This is a genomic window from Actinocatenispora comari, assembly GCF_017312725.1.
GTDB classification, from domain to species: domain Bacteria; phylum Actinomycetota; class Actinomycetes; order Mycobacteriales; family Micromonosporaceae; genus Actinocatenispora; species Actinocatenispora comari.
In genome coordinates this window covers 170,212-190,457 of sequence record NZ_BOPO01000002.1, presented here as the reverse complement: position 1 = coordinate 190,457, position 20,246 = coordinate 170,212, and the positions used below count along the sequence as shown (strand labels likewise).

Annotated in this window: 24 protein-coding genes; 13 read left to right on the top strand and 11 right to left on the bottom strand. The window is 70.4% G+C overall.

The features are described from left to right. Nucleotides 1–21: 21 nt before the first annotated feature. The 3 genes from NUM_RS01350 to NUM_RS01340 are packed head-to-tail and all read right to left on the bottom strand — an operon-like array spanning nt 22 to nt 3,325. A complete protein-coding gene (locus NUM_RS01350; protein WP_207122614.1) occupies nt 22–1,437 on the bottom strand; it encodes an ABC transporter substrate-binding protein in 1,416 nt (471 codons plus the stop codon). Between the two features lie 32 nt (nt 1,438–1,469). After that, nucleotides 1,470–2,357 (bottom strand): carbohydrate ABC transporter permease, encoded by an 888-nt coding sequence (locus tag NUM_RS01345; RefSeq protein WP_207122613.1) that lies wholly within the window; start codon nt 2,355–2,357, stop codon nt 1,470–1,472. Continuing rightward, on the bottom strand, nt 2,357–3,325 hold the full coding sequence (locus NUM_RS01340; protein WP_207122612.1) for a carbohydrate ABC transporter permease: 969 nt from the start codon (nt 3,323–3,325) through the stop codon (nt 2,357–2,359). The genes NUM_RS01345 and NUM_RS01340 overlap by 1 nt, the downstream gene beginning before the upstream one ends. Before the next feature lie 312 nt (nt 3,326–3,637). On the opposite strand from NUM_RS01340, the gene NUM_RS01335 reads away from it, so the two are divergent. The 6 genes from NUM_RS01335 (at nt 3,638) to NUM_RS01310 (ending at nt 8,863) form a co-directional block, all read left to right on the top strand. Then, on the top strand, nt 3,638–4,588 hold the full coding sequence (locus NUM_RS01335; RefSeq protein ID WP_207122652.1) for an ATP-binding cassette domain-containing protein: 951 nt from the start codon (nt 3,638–3,640) through the stop codon (nt 4,586–4,588). A 92-nt stretch (nt 4,589–4,680) separates the two neighbouring features. Next, on the top strand, nt 4,681–5,445 hold the full coding sequence (locus NUM_RS01330) for an ABC transporter permease (RefSeq protein WP_207122611.1): 765 nt from the start codon (nt 4,681–4,683) through the stop codon (nt 5,443–5,445). 264 nt (nt 5,446–5,709) lie between these two features. Then, nucleotides 5,710–6,048: a helix-turn-helix domain-containing protein gene (locus tag NUM_RS01325; RefSeq protein WP_225918251.1), complete on the top strand. Its 339-nt coding sequence runs from the start codon at nt 5,710–5,712 to the stop codon at nt 6,046–6,048. 15 nt (nt 6,049–6,063) lie between these two features. Then, nucleotides 6,064–6,933, top strand: coding sequence for an ImmA/IrrE family metallo-endopeptidase (locus NUM_RS01320; protein ID WP_207122610.1), 870 nt, complete (start codon nt 6,064–6,066; stop codon nt 6,931–6,933). Continuing rightward, nucleotides 6,930–7,544: a PIN domain-containing protein gene (locus NUM_RS01315; protein ID WP_207122609.1), complete on the top strand. Its 615-nt coding sequence runs from the start codon at nt 6,930–6,932 to the stop codon at nt 7,542–7,544. The genes NUM_RS01320 and NUM_RS01315 overlap by 4 nt, the downstream gene beginning before the upstream one ends. A 203-nt stretch (nt 7,545–7,747) precedes the next feature. After that, on the top strand, nt 7,748–8,863 hold the full coding sequence (locus tag NUM_RS01310; RefSeq protein ID WP_207122608.1) for a DUF4037 domain-containing protein: 1,116 nt from the start codon (nt 7,748–7,750) through the stop codon (nt 8,861–8,863). Between the two features lie 122 nt (nt 8,864–8,985). Here the strand turns inward: NUM_RS01310 and NUM_RS01305 are convergent, their stop codons facing one another. From NUM_RS01305 to NUM_RS01290, 4 genes are read right to left on the bottom strand one after another with little or no spacing between them, the layout of a single operon-like run. Further along, nucleotides 8,986–9,210, bottom strand: a complete 225-nt coding sequence (locus tag NUM_RS01305) for a hypothetical protein (RefSeq protein ID WP_207122607.1) — start codon at nt 9,208–9,210, stop codon at nt 8,986–8,988. Further along, nucleotides 9,207–9,446 (bottom strand): hypothetical protein, encoded by a 240-nt coding sequence (locus NUM_RS01300; RefSeq protein ID WP_207122606.1) that lies wholly within the window; start codon nt 9,444–9,446, stop codon nt 9,207–9,209. The genes NUM_RS01305 and NUM_RS01300 overlap by 4 nt, the downstream gene beginning before the upstream one ends. Beyond that, nucleotides 9,434–9,613 carry a hypothetical protein gene (locus NUM_RS01295; protein ID WP_207122605.1) on the bottom strand — a complete coding sequence of 60 codons (180 nt, stop codon included), beginning with the start codon at nt 9,611–9,613 and terminating at the stop codon, nt 9,434–9,436. The genes NUM_RS01300 and NUM_RS01295 overlap by 13 nt, the downstream gene beginning before the upstream one ends. After that, nucleotides 9,604–9,837: a hypothetical protein gene (locus NUM_RS01290; RefSeq protein ID WP_207122604.1), complete on the bottom strand. Its 234-nt coding sequence runs from the start codon at nt 9,835–9,837 to the stop codon at nt 9,604–9,606. Before NUM_RS01290 ends, NUM_RS01295 begins: the two co-directional genes overlap by 10 nt. Before the next feature lie 418 nt (nt 9,838–10,255). Between NUM_RS01290 and NUM_RS01285 the strand changes: the two genes are divergently transcribed. Next, on the top strand, nt 10,256–11,119 hold the full coding sequence (locus NUM_RS01285; protein WP_207122603.1) for a helix-turn-helix domain-containing protein: 864 nt from the start codon (nt 10,256–10,258) through the stop codon (nt 11,117–11,119). A 3-nt stretch (nt 11,120–11,122) separates the two neighbouring features. Further along, nucleotides 11,123–11,329, top strand: a complete 207-nt coding sequence (locus NUM_RS01280; RefSeq protein WP_207122602.1) for a DUF397 domain-containing protein — start codon at nt 11,123–11,125, stop codon at nt 11,327–11,329. Between the two features lie 46 nt (nt 11,330–11,375). On the opposite strand, the gene NUM_RS01275 is transcribed toward NUM_RS01280, so the two are convergent. Next, the gene (locus tag NUM_RS01275; protein WP_207122601.1) at nt 11,376–11,606 is read right to left on the bottom strand and encodes a hypothetical protein; all 231 of its coding nucleotides are present in this window, start codon (nt 11,604–11,606) and stop codon (nt 11,376–11,378) included. 78 nt (nt 11,607–11,684) lie between these two features. Here NUM_RS01275 and NUM_RS01270 point away from each other — a divergent pair, with 78 nt between their 5' ends. Beyond that, nucleotides 11,685–12,260 (top strand): GNAT family N-acetyltransferase, encoded by a 576-nt coding sequence (locus tag NUM_RS01270; RefSeq protein ID WP_207122600.1) that lies wholly within the window; start codon nt 11,685–11,687, stop codon nt 12,258–12,260. Between the two features lie 58 nt (nt 12,261–12,318). Here the strand turns inward: NUM_RS01270 and NUM_RS01265 are convergent, their stop codons facing one another. Next, the gene (locus NUM_RS01265; RefSeq protein WP_207122599.1) at nt 12,319–13,524 is read right to left on the bottom strand and encodes a hypothetical protein; all 1,206 of its coding nucleotides are present in this window, start codon (nt 13,522–13,524) and stop codon (nt 12,319–12,321) included. A 196-nt stretch (nt 13,525–13,720) separates the two neighbouring features. Between NUM_RS01265 and NUM_RS01260 the strand changes: the two genes are divergently transcribed. Further along, complete coding sequence (locus NUM_RS01260) at nt 13,721–14,053, top strand: YnfA family protein (protein WP_207122598.1); 333 nt, start codon at nt 13,721–13,723, stop codon at nt 14,051–14,053. Between the two features lie 79 nt (nt 14,054–14,132). Here NUM_RS01260 and NUM_RS01255 read toward each other — a convergent pair whose 3' ends face one another. Continuing rightward, on the bottom strand, nt 14,133–14,915 hold the full coding sequence (locus NUM_RS01255) for a class I SAM-dependent methyltransferase (protein ID WP_207122597.1): 783 nt from the start codon (nt 14,913–14,915) through the stop codon (nt 14,133–14,135). A 354-nt stretch (nt 14,916–15,269) separates the two neighbouring features. On the opposite strand from NUM_RS01255, the gene NUM_RS01250 reads away from it, so the two are divergent. Next, nucleotides 15,270–17,285, top strand: a complete 2,016-nt coding sequence (locus NUM_RS01250; RefSeq protein ID WP_207122596.1) for an NPCBM/NEW2 domain-containing protein — start codon at nt 15,270–15,272, stop codon at nt 17,283–17,285. Nucleotides 17,286–17,374: 89 nt separating this feature from the next. Here NUM_RS01250 and NUM_RS01245 read toward each other — a convergent pair whose 3' ends face one another. Then, complete coding sequence (locus NUM_RS01245) at nt 17,375–17,977, bottom strand: Maf family protein (RefSeq protein ID WP_207122595.1); 603 nt, start codon at nt 17,975–17,977, stop codon at nt 17,375–17,377. Between the two features lie 169 nt (nt 17,978–18,146). On the opposite strand from NUM_RS01245, the gene NUM_RS01240 reads away from it, so the two are divergent. Together NUM_RS01240 and NUM_RS01235 are read left to right on the top strand one after the other, a co-directional pair. Continuing rightward, nucleotides 18,147–19,343: a DUF2254 family protein gene (locus NUM_RS01240; RefSeq protein WP_207122594.1), complete on the top strand. Its 1,197-nt coding sequence runs from the start codon at nt 18,147–18,149 to the stop codon at nt 19,341–19,343. 202 nt (nt 19,344–19,545) lie between these two features. Further along, nucleotides 19,546–20,229 (top strand): hypothetical protein, encoded by a 684-nt coding sequence (locus NUM_RS01235; protein ID WP_207122593.1) that lies wholly within the window; start codon nt 19,546–19,548, stop codon nt 20,227–20,229. Nucleotides 20,230–20,246: the final 17 nt, after the last annotated feature.

Sequence of the window (20,246 nt, the reverse complement as noted above, 5' to 3'; positions counted from 1 at the left end):
GCCGCGGTGTCGGTTCGGTGCCTACTTCTTGACCGCCTTGTTGTAGTCGGTGATCGGCTTGGCCAGCGAGTCGGCCGACGCCTTCATGTTGGCCGCGGCGGTGCTCGGGTCGCCGGAGGTGATGGTCTTCTCCAGCCCCTCCTCGGCGGCCTGCCGAGCCTGCGGCATGACGCCGAGCGCGCAGCCGGAGGTGGCGGTCGACGGCTTGGTCGAGTGCAGCTGCTGCACGGCGACGCTGAACTGCGGGTACTGCTTGACCCACGCCTTGTCGGTCGGCTCGTCCAGCGCCTTGCTGTTGACCGGGAAGTAGCCGGTACCGGTGTGCCACAGCGCCTGGATCGCCGGCGACGAGGCGAACTTGACGAACTCCCAGGAGGCGCGCTTCTGCGCGTCGGTGTGGCCGATGCCGTCGATCCACAGGCTGGCCCCGCCGATGATGGTGCCGCCGTCGGGGGCGCCGCTGCCGGTCAGCCGCGGGAACGGCGCCGCGGCGACGCTGAACTTGCCCTTGGCGCTGTTGATGAAGTCACGCAGCTCGCCGGTGGACTCCAGCTCCATCGCGACGGTACCGGACTTGAACGCCTGCTGCGCCGCGTCGGTGGTGCGGCCGGTGTTCGAGGCGTACCCCTTCTTGACCATGCTGGTCCACCACTGGGCGAGCTTGACGCCGTCCGGGCCGTCGAAGTTCACCTTGGTGGCGAGGCCCTTGCGGCCGTTGGAGTCGTTGCAGTACTGGTCGCCGTTGGTGGCCATCAGCTGCTCGAGGTACCAGCCGTAGATGGCCGCGTTGAAGCCGACGATGTTCTTCTTCTTGTTCGTCAGCTTCTTCGCGTACGCCTCGATCTCGTCCAGGTTCTCCGGCGGCTTGTTCGGGTCCAGGCCGGCCTTCTTGAACAGGTCCTTGTTGATGTACAGCAGCGGCATCGAGGAGTTGAACGGCATCGACCACTGCTTGCCGTCGAACTGGTAGTAGCTCGCGATGTTCGGCTCGATCGCGGACGAGTCCCACTTGTCCTTGTCGATGAACTTGTACATCGGCACCGTCTGCTTCGAGTCGATCATGAAGCGGGACCCGATGTCGTACACCTGGATCAGTTCCGGCGTGTTCTTCTGCTGCACCGCCGTCTTGTACTTGGCGATCGCGTCGTCGTACTCGCCGACGAACACCGGCTTGACCACGATCTTGCCCTTGTGCGCGGCGTTGAACTTGTTCACGATCTGCTTCAGCGCGGCGACGTTGGCACCCTTCATGCTGTGCCAGAACTCCACCGTCACCGGCGACTTGACGTTCTTGAGCGCGTCGGCGCCGGGCGCGTCGGTGGAGTTGCCGCCGGAGTCGCTGCCGCCGCAGGCGGCCATCGTGGCGGTCAGCGCCAGTGCGGCGGCGCCGACCAGGGCACGGGCCGCCAGCCTGCGCCGGAACTTGCCTGATCTCATGGTGTCGTTACCTCCACAGGGGTGAGGACTTCTCAGCGCACCGCGCCGGCGGTGAGCCCGCGGACGATGTAGCGCTGACCGAAGATGACGATCAGCAGGGTCGGGATGACCGACAGGGCGGCACCGGCCACGACCAGGCCGAGGTCGCCGACCTCGGCGTTGCGCAGCTGGGTGATGCCGATCTGCAGGGTCTGCTGGGAGGCGCTGCGGGTCACCAGCAGCGGCCAGAAGTACTGGTTCCACGCGGTGAGGAAGATGTACACGCCGGCGGCGGCGATCGACGGCCGGGCCAGCGGTACCAGGATGCGCCACAGGAACCGCAGGTGGCCGCAGCCGTCCATGGTCGCGGCGTCCCGCAGCTCGGTGGGGAACTGCAGGAACGCCTGGCGCAGCAGGAAGGTGCCGAACATGTTGGCCAGGAACGGCAGCACCAGCCCGATCACCACGCCGAAGCTGGACGAGAGCAGGTGCCAGTCGCCGATGTGCAGGTAGTTCGGGATGATGATCGACTCGGCCGGCACCATCAGCGTGGCCATGAACGCGCCGAACACGTAGCGGCGGCCCCACATCGGCATCAGCGCGAACGCGTACGCGGCGAAGATGCTCGTGATCAGCTGCGCGATCGTGATGATTCCCGCCTGTACCACCGAGTTGAGGTACTGCCGGCCGAGCGGGATGGAGTCGAACACGCCGGTCACGTTGGACCAGTGGAACCCGCTGGGGAAGATCCGCGGCGGCGAGGAGGCCAGGTCGCCGCCGGGCATCACGCTGCCGACGAACGCGTAGTAGATCGGGAAGATCACCGGGATCAGCGCGAGGATCAGCACCACGTACACGGCGATCTTGCCGGCGCTGATCCGGCGCCGCGGGGTGCGACGGTCCGCCGCTCTGTCCACGGTGGAGGAACTCGGCTCGGCCATCAGTAGTGCACCTTCCGCTGCAACACCCCGAACTGGATGCCGGTACAGGCCAGCACGATCACCAGCAGCACCATCGCCTGCGCGCTGGCGGTACCGAAGTCGCTGGAGCCGAACGCGAACGCCTTCTTGTAGATGGAGTAGACCAGCGTCGTCGTCGAGCCGTCCGGGCCGCCCTTGGTGAGGATGTGGATCTGGCCGAAGCTCTGCAGTGACTGGATCGTGGTGACCACCACGAGGAAGAACAGCTGCGGTGACAGCAGCGGCAGGATGATGCGGCGGACCAGCTTGAGCCCGCTCGCGCCGTCCAACCGCGCGGCCTCCATCACCTCGGCCGGGATCGAGCCGACCCCGGCGGAGAGCACCAGCACGTTGTAGCCGAGGTTCATCCACACCGTGGTCAGCGCCAGCGCGAACATCGCGACGTGCGGGTCGGTGGTCCAGCCGACCTTGCCGATGCCGAGGAAGCCGAGGATCCCGTTGGCCAGGCCGATCTGGTAGTTGTAGATGACCGAGAAGATCACCGACGCGGTCGCCACGCTGAACGCGAACGGCAGCGCGAACGCGGTGCGCAGCACCCGGGTGCCGCGGATCTGTGCCTCCAGCAGCAGCACCACGACCAGCGCGCCGAGCACCCCCGGGATGACCGTCAGCAGCACGAACTCGAGCGTGTTGAGCAGCACCTTGCCGAACTCGGCGGAGGTGAACATGTCCCGGTAGTTGTCCAGCCCGACGAACACCGACGCGCCGCCGAACAGGTCGCTGCCGTGCAGCGACAGGTAGACCGAGTCGCCCAGCGGCCACACCACGAACAGCGCGAACACGATGGTCGACGGCACCAGGAACAGGTACGCGAGGGCGTGGTCGCGGCCGTGCCGGGGGGTGGGCCGGGCCGGTCGGTCGGCGCGGGAGGCGTCGGTGGCGGTACCGCGGTCCGCAGCCTCGGCGGGACCACGGGTCTGTGCGGTCACTCCAGATTCCTCCCGTCCAACGCGGGTCACGGCGTCGTGGCCGGCTGGAGGGCCGGTGCGCACCGTTGCGGATTGATCTAGCGCTCGGATTCTGCCACGCCCGACATGTCCCCGCTGTACGCCTGAGGTTGACCTACCGGCTGTACCTGCATGAACAGGCGGTTGCTGGAGAGCCGTTCCGGGCGTGATGTCGGATCTGTGCCCGGACTGTCAGTGGTTGACGCCAAACTGACTTGACTGACGTCATGAATGCAGTCACCATGGCGTCGTACGGCCGACGCCGGCCGCCGACCACTGGGGGAACCAGACATGATCATCGAAACCACCGCGCTGCGGAAGAGCTTCCGGTCCCGCAAGGGCACCGTCGAGGCGGTCCGCGGTGTCGACCTGGCCGTGGCCGAGGGGCAGGTGTTCGGCTTCCTCGGCCCCAACGGCGCCGGCAAGACGACCACCCTGCGGATGCTCGCCACGCTGCTCGCGCCGGACGGCGGCAGCGCCGTCGTCGCCGGCGCCGACCTGCGCCGCGAACCCGGCGAGGTGCGCCGCCGGATCGGCTACGTCGGCCAGAACGGCGGCACCTGGCGGGAGGCCACCGCGCGCGAGGAGCTCGTCCTGCAGGCCCGGCTGTACGGGGTGAGCAAGGCCGACGCGCTGCGGCGCGCGGCGCGCTCGATCGAGGCGTTCCAGCTCGACACGTTCGCCGACCGCAAGACGGTGACCTACTCCGGCGGCCAGAAGCGCCGGGTCGACATCGCGCTCGGCCTGGTGCACGACCCGCTGCTGGTGTTCCTCGACGAGCCCACCACCGGCCTCGACCCGGCCAGCCGCAGCCACGTCTGGGACGAGGTACGCCGGCTGCGCGGCGAGGGCATGACCGTGTTCCTGACCACGCACTACCTCGACGAGGCGGACGCGCTCTGCGACCAGATCGCCATCATGGACGGTGGTCTGATCGTCGCCGAGGGCACCGCCGACGAGCTCAAGCAGCAGGTCGAGGGCGACGTCATCACGCTCGGCTTCGGCCCGGACGGCGCCGAGGCGGTCGTCGCCGCCGAGAAGCTGCTCGCCACCGAGCCGTACGCGCGCCGCGCCGAACGCGCCGACACCGACCTGCGGCTGTACGTCGCCGGCGGCGCCACCGCGATGCCCCAGCTGATGCGGGTCCTCGACGGCAACGACCTCACCGTCGAGTCGGTCGAGCTGCACCGCCCCAGCCTCGACGACGTCTTCCTGGCCCGGACCGGCCGCTCGCTGCGCGACTGACCCGGCGCCACCCGAGCGCACGACGCGGCGCCACCCGACCGCACGACGCGGCCGCCCCGCGGCCGAACCCTTTGCCTGCAAGGAGAAACGTGATGCCCTCGCTCTTCCGGGACACCTGGCTGGTGTTCCAACGATCGATGCTGCTGACGCTGCGCAACCCCACCTGGGTCGCCGTCGGCCTGGCCCAGCCGCTGTACTACCTGCTGCTGTTCGCGCCGCTGTTGAAGAACGTCCGCGCGCCCGGGATGGCCGGCGGCAACGCCGCCTTCGCCTTCTTCATCCCCGGCCTGCTCACCCAGCTGGCCCTGTTCGGCACGCTGTTCGTCGGGTTCGGGCTGATCGGCGAGCTGCGCGACGGCGTGATCGAACGGATGCGGGTGACCCCGGTCAGCCGGTTCGCGCTGCTGCTCGGCCGCGCCCTGCGCGACGTGGTCACCCTGGTGGTGCAGGCGATCGTACTGGTCGTCATCTCGATCCCGTTCGGCCTGTCCGTCCACTTCGGACCGCTGCTGCTGGTGCTGTGCCTGATGGTGCTGCTCGCGCTGCTCGGCGCCTCGGTGTCGTACGCGGTGGCGCTGATCCTCAAGAGCGAGGACGCGCTGGCCCCGCTGGCCAACGGCGTCGCGATGCCGATCCTGCTGCTGTCCGGCGTGTTCCTGCCGATGGCCGCCGCACCCGGCTGGCTGCAGGGCATCTCGCACGCCAACCCGCTGCGCTACGCCGTCGACGCCTCCCGCGACCTGTTCGCCGGCCACATCACCACCAACGCGGTGTACGAGGCGGCCATCATCCTGCTCGCCCTGACCGTCGCCGCGGTCATCTGGGCCGCCCGCCGCTTCGCCCGCAGCGTCTCCTGACCGCACCACCCAGCGCGGCGCCCGGCCGGCACGAGGGGTCCGCCCGGCCGCCGCGCCGCCCCACCCGATCCTTCCCGGTACGGCGCCTTCACGCGGCAGGACGATGCATTCAGCCGAAATATCGGATCGGGGTCGATGCCCGATGCGCGCACCTTCCGCGGCCACGAGGTTGGCTCTCATCAACTGAGCTGCGACTTGGCGGAAACGTGTCGACCGGCTAGACTGAATCAGCTGTGCGGATCTTGATTCAGCATGGGGGTGGCGATGGCGACGAGCGATGTGGGTGTGCTGATCGAGCGCGCCCGGGTGTCATCGGGGCTGAGTCAGCGTGGTCTCGCCGACGCGACGGGCATCTCGCAGTCCACGTTGTCGCGGATCATCTCGGGTCAGCGGCCGGCGAAGATGCCGGAGGTGGTGCAGATCGCGCATGCGACCGGGCACACGGTGGCTCAGTTGACCGGGGAGGGGACGGTGGCCGACCGGGTGCAGTGCGCCGCACGGGCCACCAACGACTGCGGGATGGAGCGCATGCGGGAGGCGCTGCTGCACTTCCTGGAACTCGACGACTACCTGGACGACCAGGCCATCCACGGCACGGTCTGAAAGGTGCCGGGGACGATGGTCGACGTCGAGGTCGAAGGCCGGGCGGCAGCCGAGCGGTTTCGTCGTGAACACCGGCTCGGGGTGCAGCCCTTGGGCGATCTGGTGACGATCATCGAACACACGACCGGGATCGACGTGGCAGTCTTGGACGCCGGGCCGGACGAGCACGGTTTGACCATGCGCGATCCCGACCGCGACGCGGTGTTCATTGGTGTGGCGCGCACTCGTCATCCGATGCGACAACGCAGCACGCTGGCGCACGAGCTGGGGCACGTGCTGTTTGGTGACTGGGTTGCGCCGGGGGACGTGCGCACGTGGAGCGATCAGACTCCGCAGGAACTGAGGTGTCGTGCCTTCGCCCGGCATCTGCTGGTTCCGCTGGAAGGGCTGCGACAGTTCCTTGAGGGGCACCAGGAAACGACGCTGGCGACGTTGTCGACGGTGGTGCAGCGGTTCCTCGTCTCGCCGGCGATCGCGGTCATCGCGTTGGAGCAGGCTGGCTACCTCGACCCCGCGACCCGGCAGGACTGGGACGGCATCTACACGCCACAGCTGGCGGCCCGGTTCGGTTGGGACGACCAGTACCGGGCACTGCAGGCGGACTCCGATCAGCGCCGGGCGCCGCAGCGGTTGCTTGCTCGTGCGATCGCCGGCTACGTCGAAGGGGTCCTTCCCGCACAGGCCATCGCCACGCTACGTGGGGTTGGCCTCCAGGAAGTCGAGAGGCATCTGGCCGAAGCGGGAATCGTCCAGGTCGAGCAGCCGGACGCGTGGGCAGGGGCGAGTGAGCTGCCACCGGTCGAGGTCGATCTGGCCGCTCTGGACGAGGACCTCGGCACCTCGGACAGTGACCGAGACCGCCCGAGGGGCGGCCCCTCCCGGTGAGTCATCGGCCGATCATCGATGCGGGACCCGCGCTGAACTTTCTGTCCATTCACAAGGAACGACTTCTCATCGGCGTGCTGGGAAGGCTCAGCGCACCCGAGATCGTTCAGGACGAGGTGTTCCGCAAATCGCGCCAGGACCGACGATTCCGGGATGCTGAGCAGGTGTGGCGCAGGCTGACTCCCAACTGGATGCAGATCCTTCCCGATGACCACACCGCCGAGCTGGCTGCGGTCGTCCATCGCATCAGCGGCCTACCGATGCGGCAGCGGTTTCAACGCTCCAAAGACCTGGGCGAGACGATGGTCATCGCACATGCCGTCGTCATCGCCGAATCCGGAGCCGACGTGTTCGTTCTCATCGATGACGGTGCGGGCGCGAAGACCGCGACCATGGAAATCAACCGGCTCCAACGGCTACGTGCCCAGGGACGCGCAGTGGGGACGATCCGGCTCGTCAGCACTCCGACGGTGCTGGCACGCGCCGCCGGCACCGCCCAGCTGCCCACCAAGGCCGACATGCGCGAGGTCTACGCACGGCTCCGCGGCCTCGATGACGGACTGCCACCCATGGAAGCCACCAATCTTCTGTCCCCCACGATCTGGACTTGACCGGCAATCGCATCAGCGGCGTTCGCGTGGCTGTCGATGAGACGGTTGCCGCGCATCGGGCGGTCGTCGTCCGGCGTTGCGTGGCCCGCAGGCCGGGGGAACGGTTCGGACGTGGTTGCTGGTCGATCCGGGACGATGACCAGGCTCGTTCGGCGGGCGGAAAGGGGTCGACCGGGTGGGTGGGGGTCGGGGAGGGTGGGGGGATGGTGGCGTTCGTGGCGGGGTTGGAGTTGGCTCGGGGGTTCTGGCGGGATGCGGTGCGGCCGATCCTGGACGACGTCCTGCCGGGAGTGGCGCACAGCGCGGGCCGGCTGGGGAGCGGGTCGGAGGTGCTGGGGTTCGACACGGCGCGGTCGGCGGATCACGAGTGGGGGCCGCGGGTACAGCTGTTCCTGAGCGAGCGGGACCTCGCCGCGCACGGGCAGCGGCTGGACGCGGCGTTCGCGGCGCGGCTGCCGAAGACGTTCCGGGGCTACCCGACGCACTTCGAGGCCACCGGGGAGAACGGCATCGGCACGATGCGGGAGACCGACGGGCCGGTACGGCACCGGGTCGAGGTCACCGATCCGCACGGCTGGTTCGTCGGGCAGCTCGGGTTCGATCCGGCCGAGGGGGTGACCACGGCGGACTGGCTGGCGGCGCCGACGCAGCGGCTCGCGGAGGTGACCGCCGGCGCGGTGTTCCACGACGGGCTGGAGCTGCTCGGGCCGGCCCGCGCGCGGCTCGACTGGTACCCGCACGACGTGTGGCTGCACGTGCTCGCCGGTCAGTGGCAGCGGATCTCGCAGGAGGAGGCGTTCGTCGGCCGCTGCGGCGAGGTGGGCGACGAGCTGGGGTCGGCGGTGGTCGCGGCCCGGCTGGTCCGCGAGCTGATGCGGTTGTGGCTGCTGCTGCACCGGCGCTACCCGCCGTACGGCAAGTGGTTGGGCAGCGCGTTCGCCGCCGTGCCGGGCGCCGACGGAATCGCCGCGCAGCTGACGGCGACGCTGGCGGCGACCGACTGGCACACCCGGGAGCGGCACCTCGGCGCAGCCTACGAAACCGTTGCGGCGCAACAGAACCGGCTCGGTCTCACCGATCCGGTCGATCCGGCCACCCGGCCCTACCACAGTCGCCCGTTCCGGGTGCTGCACGCGGAGCGGTTCGTCGCGGCGCTGACCGCCCGGATCACCGATCCGGAGGTGTCGGCGCTGCCGCCGGTCGGTGCCGTCGACCAGTTCGTCGACAACACCGACCTGCTCTGCCGCCCCGCCATGGCCCGCGCCGTCACCCGGGCCGCCACCACCGAACCCGTGGACCGTCCGCCGGGCGCGGCCTGAGCGCCGGGCCGGCACCGCGATCCGTGGCGCGGCGGCGTCGACGGGCAGGCGGCGGGCCCGAGCACGCTGCCCAGCAGCTCGACCAGGGTGTCCATGAAGGACAGTCCATGATGGACACTGTCTCAGCAGCGGCGGCGGACGATGATGCGGTCGAGCCAGACCATGACCCGGCCGGCGTTGCCGTTCCGCCAGGTGCCGACCAGGTACGCCCAGCCGGGTGTCTCGCACGGTTGGGTCCAGCGCACCGTCAGCACGTCGGTGCCGACGGCGAGCGGTGCCACGGCCGGGCTGATCGGTACCTGATCGCCGGGCAGCGGCAGCACCCCCGTGGCGTACACGGCGCTCATGATCGGTCCTCCGGCGCTCCCCACACCGGGTCGGGCAGCTCGCGCAGCCGCTCGACGGGTACCAGGACGCTGCGTTCGGTCACCGCGAAACCGTCGAGCAGGTAGCCGTCGAGCCACACGTACCCGTGGATGCCCGGATCGCGCACGCCGAGCACCCGGTACGGCAGGTCCGGCAGCCACGCGGGCAGACCGAGCAGGTCGCCGATCCGGGGCCGCCGGTCCATCAGCGTCGCCACGCGGCCACCTGCGCACCGTCGAGCCGCTGCACCAGCTCCGGCGGGGCCCAGGTGACGCCGCCGGCGGTGTCGGTGATCTCGACCAGGCGCTCGTGATGCAGGTACGCCTCGGCCACGGTGACGGTGCGTCCGCCGATCAGCGCCAGGTCGCCGGGGATCACGACCACGGCGCACCGCCCTGCCCGCACGCATCGACCGGCACCCGCTCGCGGCGGCGTGCGGCCAGCTGCTGCGCCTGGTGGTACGGGTCGCGCACCGGCACGGACGGGCGGCGTGCCCGGCCGGTCCGCTCGTCGCGCCGGTCGAGCAGGTACCCGAGGAGCACGGCGATCGCGACCGCGCCGGCGACGAACGCGGTGCCGAGCACCGCCGCGTAGCTGATGGCGTTCATCGCCACCACCCGTCCGGGCCGACCGGCCGCGCGGCAATCTCATCCCGCCAGTCCCGCAGGCGCGCGCGGACTCGCCGCAGCGCTCTCACGGTACGGTGATACAGCTCCATCGGTAGGGCTCCGATCCGTCGATGGGGTGGGGGCGCGGTGAGGTTTCCAGGCCAGACACCGCGCCCCCTTTCTCTCGACCCACCGGGTACGGCGGCGGGCCGTCTTGGCGGTTTGGTGCGTGCTTGTGTGCCTGCACGCAGACCGAACCGAGCGTTCGTCACGCTCGGTCTTGAAGAAGATTGACCGAGAGTGACTCCCGACTCTGAGGACAGTAGACGACGAATCGGTGCTACGCAATATCCCGCACTCAAGTGCGAGGATCAAAGTGGAGTACCGGCAGATCGGCTACGGTGGTACAACTTCCGTCATGCCCAACAAGAAGGCTCAGCGCGCTACCCGTCCTTTTCTTCGGCGTCGCCTTGGGCGTGAGCTGACGAAGCTGCGCGAGGATCGTGGACTGCTGGCGGAGGCGGCCGCGAAACTTGCTTCCGTCTCGCAGTCGACGATCAGTCGGGTTGAGAGCGGGAAGCTCGCGGTCCGCGTCAACACGATTCGGGGCATGCTCGACGCCTACGAAGTCGTTGGCGGGAAACGGGATGCGCTGCTGGAACTGGCTGGGCAAGCCAACACCGGAACGGCATGGTGGCACTCGTACCGGGGTGGACCGCTGCCGGACTGGTTCGAGATCTATGTCGACCTGGAAGGTGAGGCCGACTCCCTGCAGATCGTGGACATGCAGTTCGTGAACGGTCTGGTGCAGACGCCGGAGTACGCACGTGCCGTCTACCGTGCCGCCCGGCCCGACGCTGACGCCGACCAGATCGAGACGCTCGTTCAGCTGCGCATGGATCGGCAGAAGCGGCTTACCAGTGGAGGGCAGGACCTGACCCTCGTCATAGACGAGACCGCCCTGCTCCGTCAGTACGGCGGCCCGGATGTCATGCGAGACCAGTATCGGCATCTGGTGGAACTCGCTGAGCGGCCGAGGATCTCCGTCGCTCTGGTACCTGCTGATGCACAAGCAGGAGTGGTCGGCTCGTTCACGATCCTGGACTTTCCCGAGGAAGACGATCCGTCGGTTGTCTACATAGAGCACGATGCGGGCGCTTTGTACCTGGAAGACCCCGCTGAGATACGGCAGTACGCTCGGGCCTACGGCCGACTTCAGACCGCCGCTCTGGATCTGAAGTCGTCGGCCGCCCGGATCGCCAAGATGATCAAGGAGACTTAGGCGATGTACTCCGTCAGTAGCGCAACGCTGTCCGCCGCAGTGTGGAGGAAGTCCAGCCGATCTGGCGGCAACGGCGGTCAGTGCGTGGAGGTGGCGAGCAATCTGCCCGGCATCGTTGCCATTCGTGACAGCAAGGATCCGAGCGGCCCCGTGCTGGTCGTCGAGACGACCGCCTTCCGGGCGTTCGCGGCGACGGTGAAGTCGCTGTAGCAAGCAACGGAACGCGGCTCCGGCGGTGGCTGGGGCCGCGTTGCTGTCAGCGGGTGGTGGGTGGGTCGCCGGCGGGTGGGCGGGGGACCTCGTGTTGCGCGTCGGCCTCGATGACGAAGCGGAACTCGCGGGCGTTGGGGTGCCAGATCTCCTCGGCCGGGCCCATCAGCGCGCCGCCGACGCCACGGCGCCGGGCCCACCCGGCGAGCCGCATCAGCGCCCAGGCGGAGCCGCCGGCCACCACCGCGAGTATCGCGAATCCGATCAGGTCCCGCATCCGTCGAGCGTAGCCGCCGCCGAGCAGGCACCGACAAGCTCGGCGAGCATTGTCGGTGGGTCGTGACATCGTGTCGGGATGAGCATCGAGGTACGGGCGGCGTCGGTCTTCGCCGACGTGCGGAAGGTGATCGGGCCGAAGTCGCCCACCGCGACGGTGTGCTGGTGCCTGAGCCACCGGATCCCGGCCAAGCTCGACCACGAGCTGCGCGGCCCCGACCGCGGGGCATACGTGGAGCGGCTGTGCCGGGCCGATCCCGCGCCGGGCGTGCTCGCCTACGACGGCGGCGAGCCGGTCGGCTGGGCCGCGGTCGCGCCGCGCGCGACCACGTCGTACGCGCGGAGTCGGGTCATTCCGCACCTGGACGACCTGCCGGTGTGGTCGCTGTGGTGCATCCGGATCCGGCCCGGCCACCGCGGGCAGGGCATCTCGCACGCGCTGATCACCGGCGCGGTCGAGTTCGCCCGCGCGCACGGTGCGCCGGTGCTGGAGGCGTACCCGGTGGACAACGGCACCGCGCGGGTCGAGACGACGATGGCCTACGTGGGGATGCGGGCCAACTTCGAGCGGGTCGGCTTCGTGCACGCCGCCGACACGACCTCGGTGCTCGCCGGTCATCCCCGCATCCTGATGCGCCGCGACCTGCGGGGCTGACGCCGCGGCAGCCGCTCGCCGGGCGCCAGAGCGGCGTCGTGCCCGGTGCCGGCGGGGGTCAGCGCACCCCGTGCAGCGCCCTGACCTGCGATTCGTCGAGGGAGCCGGCGACGGCGGAGTTCTCCCCGTAGGCCTGCACGACGACGAACCGGCCCACCCGGCTCCAGCAGGTGGTGCCCTGCTGCCAGTGCAGGCCCTCGGCGCACAGCCGCTCGTCGCTCTCGCCCCGGTCCACCGGGTGTGGCGACTCCCGGTACCGGCGGTCGTCGTCGGTCAACCCCGGCAGCCGGCCCAGCACCGCGTGCGCCGCCGCGGGGCTCGGATAGGCGTACACGGTGTTCCTGGCGTAGTACACCGTGTCGACGCCGCTGCCGGCGAACGGCTCGTCCAGCAGCGGATCGACATCGAGCCCGTCGGGCCGGTCGGCGACCTGCAACTGCGACTGGTGCCAGCTGCCGGAACTGACGATCGGCACCCGCGCGGTGCCCGGCATCCAGCGAGCGGGGACCGGCTGGGCCCGTACCGTGTCGATCGCCTGCACCGCCTGCTCGGCGAGCGCGAGCAGCGCGTCGGTCGGCTCGCTGCCGTCGGCGGTACTCGCGCAGCCGTCCAGGATCGACACCGCGACCGTGCCGTCCACGACGGCGTCGACCGCCAGCGCGATCGGCCGGCCCTGCTCGGGGCGGCACGGCAGCGACAGCGACCTGCCGCGGCGGACCGAGACCGTGTCGGCGCCCTCGATCGCCGGCGCCGACACCTGCCGCATCGACCGCCGGGCGTGGTAGCCGCGCAGCATCGCGGCCGCCTCGTCGGGGTCCTCGTACTCGGCGACGTCGATCTCGTAGCTGTCCCCGGTCGCGGCGGAGTAGTCGTTGGCGTAGACCGAGATCCCGGCCAGGTAGGAGGGCAGCCGGTGGACGCTCGACGGCTTCCCGCGGCGCTGGTCGGGATCGAACGTGTACTCCCGCTGCACCTGCTGCTGGTCCGGCGTGGTGACCAGGGTGCGCCAGGCGGTCTCGTACTGCTGGGCCCGGAGCACGCTGCGGACCTTGGCGTCGCTGCTTCGTACCGGCCGGATCCTGTCGCCGTCGTCCCACGGCGCCGGGTTGAGCGGCGGATGCAGGGCGCCGTCGAGCGCCCCGGTGACCGAGCCGACGCCCAGCGCGGTCAGCCCCAGGACCAGCACCGCGAGCCCGGCGGCGAGCACGATCAGGTTCCGGCGCAGCGTGCGCCGGCGCGGTGGCCGGTCCGGTGCCACGCTCATCGCTGCCTCCTCGCGACGTTCCTGGACTGTCTCGACGTCCCCGGTACGCGGGCTTCGAGACCGGCCCTGGGCCGAGTGTGCAGTGGCGCGGCCAGCCCGCCGGGATCGGTACGACCCCCCGTTGCGCTGCGTTCGCGCAGGTCACGCGGGCCCGACCGGGGCCGGTCGCGGCGCCGGCCGGCGGTACGGTCCAGCCATGACCGTCGCCCGATCGTTGTCGTTGTTCGTGCTGGCCGCGCTCGCCGAGATCGGCGGCGCCTGGCTGGTGTGGCAGGGCTGGCGGGAGCACCGCGGCGTGCTGTGGATCGCCGGCGGGATCATCGCGCTCGGCTGCTACGGGTTCGTCGCCACGTTCCAGCCCGACCCGCACTTCGGCCGGATCCTCGCCGCGTACGGCGGGATCTTCGTCGCCGGTTCGCTCGCCTGGGGCATGGTGGTCGACCGGTTCCGGCCGGACCGGTGGGACCTGATCGGCGCCGGCATCTGCCTGGTCGGCGTCGCCGTCATCATGTACGTGCCCCGGCGCTGAGCGGCGCGGCTGCCCGGAGACGCCGGTGCCCGGCCGCCGTGGCGACCGGGCACCGAAGGATCGTGCGAGGGCTGGTGGATCAGGCCGGGTAGATCTTGCGGGACAGCCAGCGCCGGCCGCGCTTGATGTTGTCGCCCAGCTTGCCCGAGTCGGCGGTCCGGGTGTACTCGACCATCTTCTGGCCCATCGGGTGACCCCAGTCGCCGATGTAGCGGAACTTCCAGGCGCCGAAGCCGGCGACCCACTGCAGGTCGGAACGGAAGTACCAGAAGACGTTCTGCTCGCTCATGACCGCCTTGCCGCGCTTGCTCAGCGAGGTGATCATGTCGAGCTTGGTGCCCGGCGGCTGCTCGAAGAACGTCACGTAGAACTTGCCGCCCGGCCGCATCACCCGGGAGACCCGGGCCAGGCACAGCCGCATGTGGTTGAGCGAGACGTGGCTGAACACCGACTGGGCGATCGCGTAGTCGAACTTGACGCCGAAGTTGACGTCGAAGCGGTCGTTGGCGCGCAGGTTCTCGACCGGCAGGCGCTTCCGCTGGGCGTCGGACAGTTCGACGCCGTACCCGGTCTCCATCAGCGACAGGTTCGCGTCGACACCGTAGTAGTTGCCCGGGTCGAGCATGTCGATGAAGTGCCGGCCGGCGCGGAACGCGCCGCAGCCGACGTCGAGGAACCGGTGGTCCGGGCGCAGCCCGTGCTCGGTGAGGAACTCGACCTGGTGCTCGCCGTGCCCGTCCCAGTGGCCACCGATGAACTTGCGGTGTACGCCGTTGGCGATCTCCTCCTCGGTGAACTCCCTCCCGGAGTAGTCGGGCGTGACGGCACGCTTCGTTTCGACGCGGTGTTCGATCACGGTCATCGTGGGGGTCGGCCCTCTCTTCCGACGGTCCGTCGGGGCTCGTGCCGTACCGGCGATCGAGAGCTCTCCGAAGCGGGCCGTGACAACTTGTAGAACTTCTGCCAGATATTCGGTCCACCCTAGGTAACGACGACCCGATGCGCCAGTGATTGCGCCGCCGCGGGGCGGGTGGGCAGGCACAACACGTCCGAAGACCGCTGCCGGTTGCTGGCCGTTCAACTCTTGTGTCGTGCGGTTGTGTGTGTTTAAGTGCACATACCCAACGCCGCTACGGCGATAACCACACATACCTCCACACGCTTGATCGTCGTCAGTGGCAGCGGATCCCAGCACTGGTACGCGAAAGGACGGCTCATGCGAAGACTCCTCGCGTTGGCAGCGGTCGCCGCGCTCGCCATCGGCGGTGCCGCCGTCGCCGGCACCGTTTCCCACCCCACCGAGGCGAAGGCGCTGGACAACGGCCTCGCGCTCACCCCGCCGATGGGCTTCAACGACTGGAACTCGTTCGGCTGCAACGTCGACGAGCAGCTGATCAAACAGACCGCCGACTTCTTCGTCACCAGCGGCCTCAAGGACGCCGGCTACGAGTACGTCAACATCGACGACTGCTGGTCGGAGAAGCAGCGCAGCGCCGACGGCCACTTGGTACCCGACCCGGTCAAGTTCCCCGACGGGATCAAGGGCACCGCCGACTACGTCCACTCCAAGGGGCTCAAGCTCGGCATCTACTCCAGCGCCGGCGACAAGACCTGCGCCGGCTACCCGGCGAGCTTCGGCCACGAGACCACCGACGCCGACGACTTCGCCGCCTGGGGCGTCGACTACCTCAAGTACGACAACTGCGGCAGCCGGAACACCCCGGAGACCGAGGCCGGCTACATCGACCGGTACTCCCGGATGCGCGACGCGATCGCCGCCACCGGCCGGCCGATGGTCTACTCGCTGTGCGAGTGGGGCAACTTCGACCCGGCGAACTGGGCCGGCGACGTCGGCAACCTGTGGCGCACCACCGGCGACATCAGCGACAACTGGAACAGCCTGAAGAGCATCATCCGCAAGAACATGGGCCTGTACGCGGCGGCCAAGCCCGGCGCGTGGAACGACCCGGACATGCTGGAAGTCGGCAACGGCGGCATGACCGACACCGAGTACCGCACCCACTTCGGCCTCTGGTCGATGATGGCCGCGCCGCTGCTGATCGGCAGCGACCTGCGCGAGGCGACCCCGGCCACGATGGAGATCCTCAGCAACTCCGAGGTCATCGCCCTCGACCAGGACTCGCTGGGCAAGCAGGCCAAGCCGATCGCCGACGGCAACGGGCACGTGGTGTTCGCCAAGCCGCTGGCCAACGGGGACGTCGCGGTCGCGCTGTACAACGAGTCCGACAGCGCGGCGACCATCTCCACCAGCGCCAGCGCGGCCGGGCTGCCGGCCGCCGCCGCGTACAAGCTGCGCGACGTCTGGCAGCACAGCAACACCGAGAGCGCCGGCACCATCAGCGCCTCGGTACCCGCACACGGCACGGCCATCTACCGGGTCTCGGTCGACCACCAGTGGAACTCGTACCCGCCGAGCACCTCCGCCGGTGTCGACGCCGGCACCGTGTACGCCGGTGCGCCCGCCGCGATCCTGGACCCGGGCAAGGCGAACCCGGTGACCACCTCGGTGACCAACAGCGGTCGCGTCCCGGTCCTCTCGGCACACGCGACGCTGACCGGCCCGGACGGCTGGCAGGTCAAGGCCACCTCCGGCACCTCGGCGGCGGCACTGCCCACCGGCACGTCACTGAACACGAGGTGGCAGGTCACGCCGCCCGCGGACGTGTCGCCGGGCACCTACACCCTCAAGGTGCACGGCACGTACCGGTGGAACGGGCACGCGTACAGCGCGGACGGCAGCACCTCGGTGCTGGTCGCCGTCGCACCGACCGCCGGGACGCACTACCTCAGCGACCTGGACTGGCTGTCGGCCGACAACGACTGGGGCCCGGTGGAACGCGACTCCAGCAACGGCGAGACCGCCGCGGGTGACGGGCACACCATCACCATCAACGGCGTCACCTACGCCAAGGGGCTCGGCACCAACGCGCCCGCGACCATCACCTACTTCGTAGGCGGTACCTGCACGGCGTTGAACACCGACGTCGGCATCGACGACGAGAAGGACGGCAGCGTCGCGAACGCGTCGTTCGAGATCTGGGTGGACGGCACCAAGGTCGCCGACTCCGGTCCGATGACCGCCGCCGACGCGGCCAAGACGCTGACCGCCGACCTGACCGGTGCGCACGTCGTGCAACTGGTCGCGAACAACCAGGGTGACTCCAACTCCGATCACACCGACTGGGCGGGCGCGGCCGTCACCTGCTCCTGACCCGTCCGGCGCCGGCGGGCTCCCTCACCCGCCGGCCCGCAGCTCGGGACCGTCGATGCGGCGAAGCCGGTCGGCGGTCCCGACGCCGTTCAGCGCCACAGCGTGGTGATCGGGACGTCCAACCCGGCCAGCAGGGTACGCAGCAGCGGCAGCGAGACGCCGACGACGGTGCCGGGATCTCCGTCCACACCGGACACGAACGGCCCGCCCCGGCCGTCGATGGTGAACGCGCCGGCCACCTGCAACGGCTCCCCGGTCGCCACGTACGCCTCGATCTCGTCGTCGGTGACCTCGGCGAACCGTACCGTGGTGGACGCGACCGCGCCGACCGCGGCGTCGTTGCGGGTGTCGATCAGCCAGTGGCCGGTGTGCAGCACGCCGCTGCGGCCGCGCATCCGCCGCCAGCGCGCGATCGCGTCGGCCGGGCCGCTCGGCTTGCCCCACGTCTGGCGCTCGAACTCCAGCACCGAGTCGCAGCCGAGCACCACCGCGCCGGATGCGGCGTCGCGGCCGGCGACCGCCTCGCACTTGAGCCGGGCCAGGATGCCGGCGAGCGCGGCCGTGTCGGCCGCCTGCACCGCCGACTCGTCCACGCCGCTGACGATCACCTCGGGGTCGAGCCCGGCCGCGCGCAGCGACGCCAGCCGGGCCGGACTCTGCGACGCGAGGACGAACCGCACCTGATCAGCCATGCCGCCTGTCTACCCGATCCGGCGGCGGCCGGGCGGGCCGGGGTGGACCGGTTTCGCCGTTCCGCCCGGTCGGTACGCGAACGCGCCCTAGGATCGGGCGCGAGGCCCCGATCGCCGTTCCGGCCGGAACCTCCACATCGGACACGACGGAACCGCGGAGGCCGACGTCGTGGGATCGTCAGCACCACGGCGGCGGTTCGCGCCGGTACCGCAGGGTCGCGCGCCGTGGGTGCTGCGCCGGCGTCGCCGGCGGCTGCGGGCCAGCGCGGTCGGGCTGCCCTACGCGGCGGCCGGCATCGTGCTGGGCGTGCTGCTGCCCACCATCCACGGTGGACCGATGGTGGACGCCGACAAGGTGTCCGGCCTGCTGCAGGCGATGGCCGCCGGCCTGGTCGCGCTGACCGGCCTGGTCTTCTCGCTGCTGTCCACCGTGGTCCGGGCGGTCAGTACCAGCCTGTCGCCGCGGCTGATGCTGTTCCGCGACCACCCGCTCGTCTGGCACGCCCTCGGCCTATTCGTCGGCGTGCTGCTGTTCGCGGTGACCGCCTCGCTGCAGGTCAGCCACGACCGCCGGATGTCGGTGGTGGTACCGGTCGTCGCCGTCGTGCTCGTCCTCGGCTGCATGGCGGTCGGTGGCCGGCTGCAGCTGCGGGCACTGTCCGAGGTGCAGTTCGAGACGGTGCTGCAGCGGGTCACCGGGCAGGGCATGCGGGTGCTCGCCCGGCTCTACCCGGACGAGTACCGGGCGGCGCCCGAGCCGGTGTCGCTGCCGCTGGCGACGCGCGCGGTGGTCTGGCCCAACCGGTACGCGCTGCTGCAACAGGTCGACCTGCCGACGCTGACCGCGATCGCCGTCGAGCACGACTGCACCATCTCGCTAAACTACCTGCCCGGGGCGACGATCCCGTTCCGCGGCACCGCGCTGCGGGTGCACGGCGAGGACCCCGGCCTGCCGGACGCGGCGCTGCTGGCGGCCCTGGACGTGGGCGTGGACCGTACCTTCGACCAGGACCCGCTGCTCGCCTTCCGGCTGCTCAACGACATCGCGCTGCGGGCGCTGTCGACCGCGATCAACGACCCGTACACGGCGGTACGCGCGGTCGACGGGCTGGCCGACCTGCTGCGCGCGGTCGCCGACCGCAACCTCGACATCGGTACCGTCCGCGACGACGACGGCCGCCCGCTGGTGGTCGCGCCGTTGCCGGGCTGGTCCCGGTTCGTCGCCGCCGCCACCGAGATCCTGCCGTACCTGGGTGGCGCGCCGATGGTGCGCGACCGGGTACGGCGGATGCTCGACGAGGCCGCCGCGGCCGCGCCGCCCGACCGCCGGGCCGCGTTGACGGCCGCGGCCGACCCGCTGCGATGACCGGGCGCGGTCCGCCGCGGCCGGCGCCGACCCACCGGGCCGGCGCCGGAACGGGCGGCGCCGCGACACGTTTCGCGGTACCGCTCGGTAGTTCGTCGGGGGTCACCAGGTCCGGCGGATCGACGGTCGGCGGTTCGCCGGACGCCAGGAGCAGTCGCGACGACGTCGCGGCTGCCATCGACACGAACGCATGGGGGATTCGATGAGAGCACGTACCGCGTCGCGCTTCGCGATGGTGGTGTTGGCAGCGGCGTTGATCGGTGCCGGGCTCGGTGCGCCGGGTGCGGCGCTCGCCGCACCGGGCGACAACGGCGACGTGAAGATCCACAGTTCCGGTACTCCGGTGGATGACCCGCGCGACGAGCCGCAGGTGTGCGAGTTCTACCTGGACGCGTTCGACTTCGACGGGTTGCAGGAGGTCAGCTGGCACATCGACCAGCAGGAGCCGACCGGAACCGCGCAGGTGGCATCGGGCACCATCACGCTCGACGCGGACGGCAACGGCCACACGGCGGACATGACCCTGCCGAGCGGCCACTACAAGCTCACCTGGAACTGGGAGGGCGAGCAGGGCGCCGGCAAGTCGAAGGTGTTCACCGTCGAGTGCGCCAGCCCGTCACCGTCGACCAGCCCGTCGACCGGCTCGGCAAGCCCGTCGGCGAGTACCAGCCCGTCCGGTTCGGCGAGCCCGTCGACGTCGGCGAGCCCGTCCGCTTCGGCGAGTCCGACGTCGGCCGCGCCGGTGTCGCCGCACCCCAGCGGGTCCGGCTCGGCCGGCCCGACGCTGCCGGTCACCGGCATGCCGCTGGGCGTGCTGGCCGCGATCGCCGGGGCCCTGGTGGCCGGTGGGGTGGCACTGCGGATCCGGATGCGCCGCCGCAGCTGAGCCCGGCCGGTTCCCCG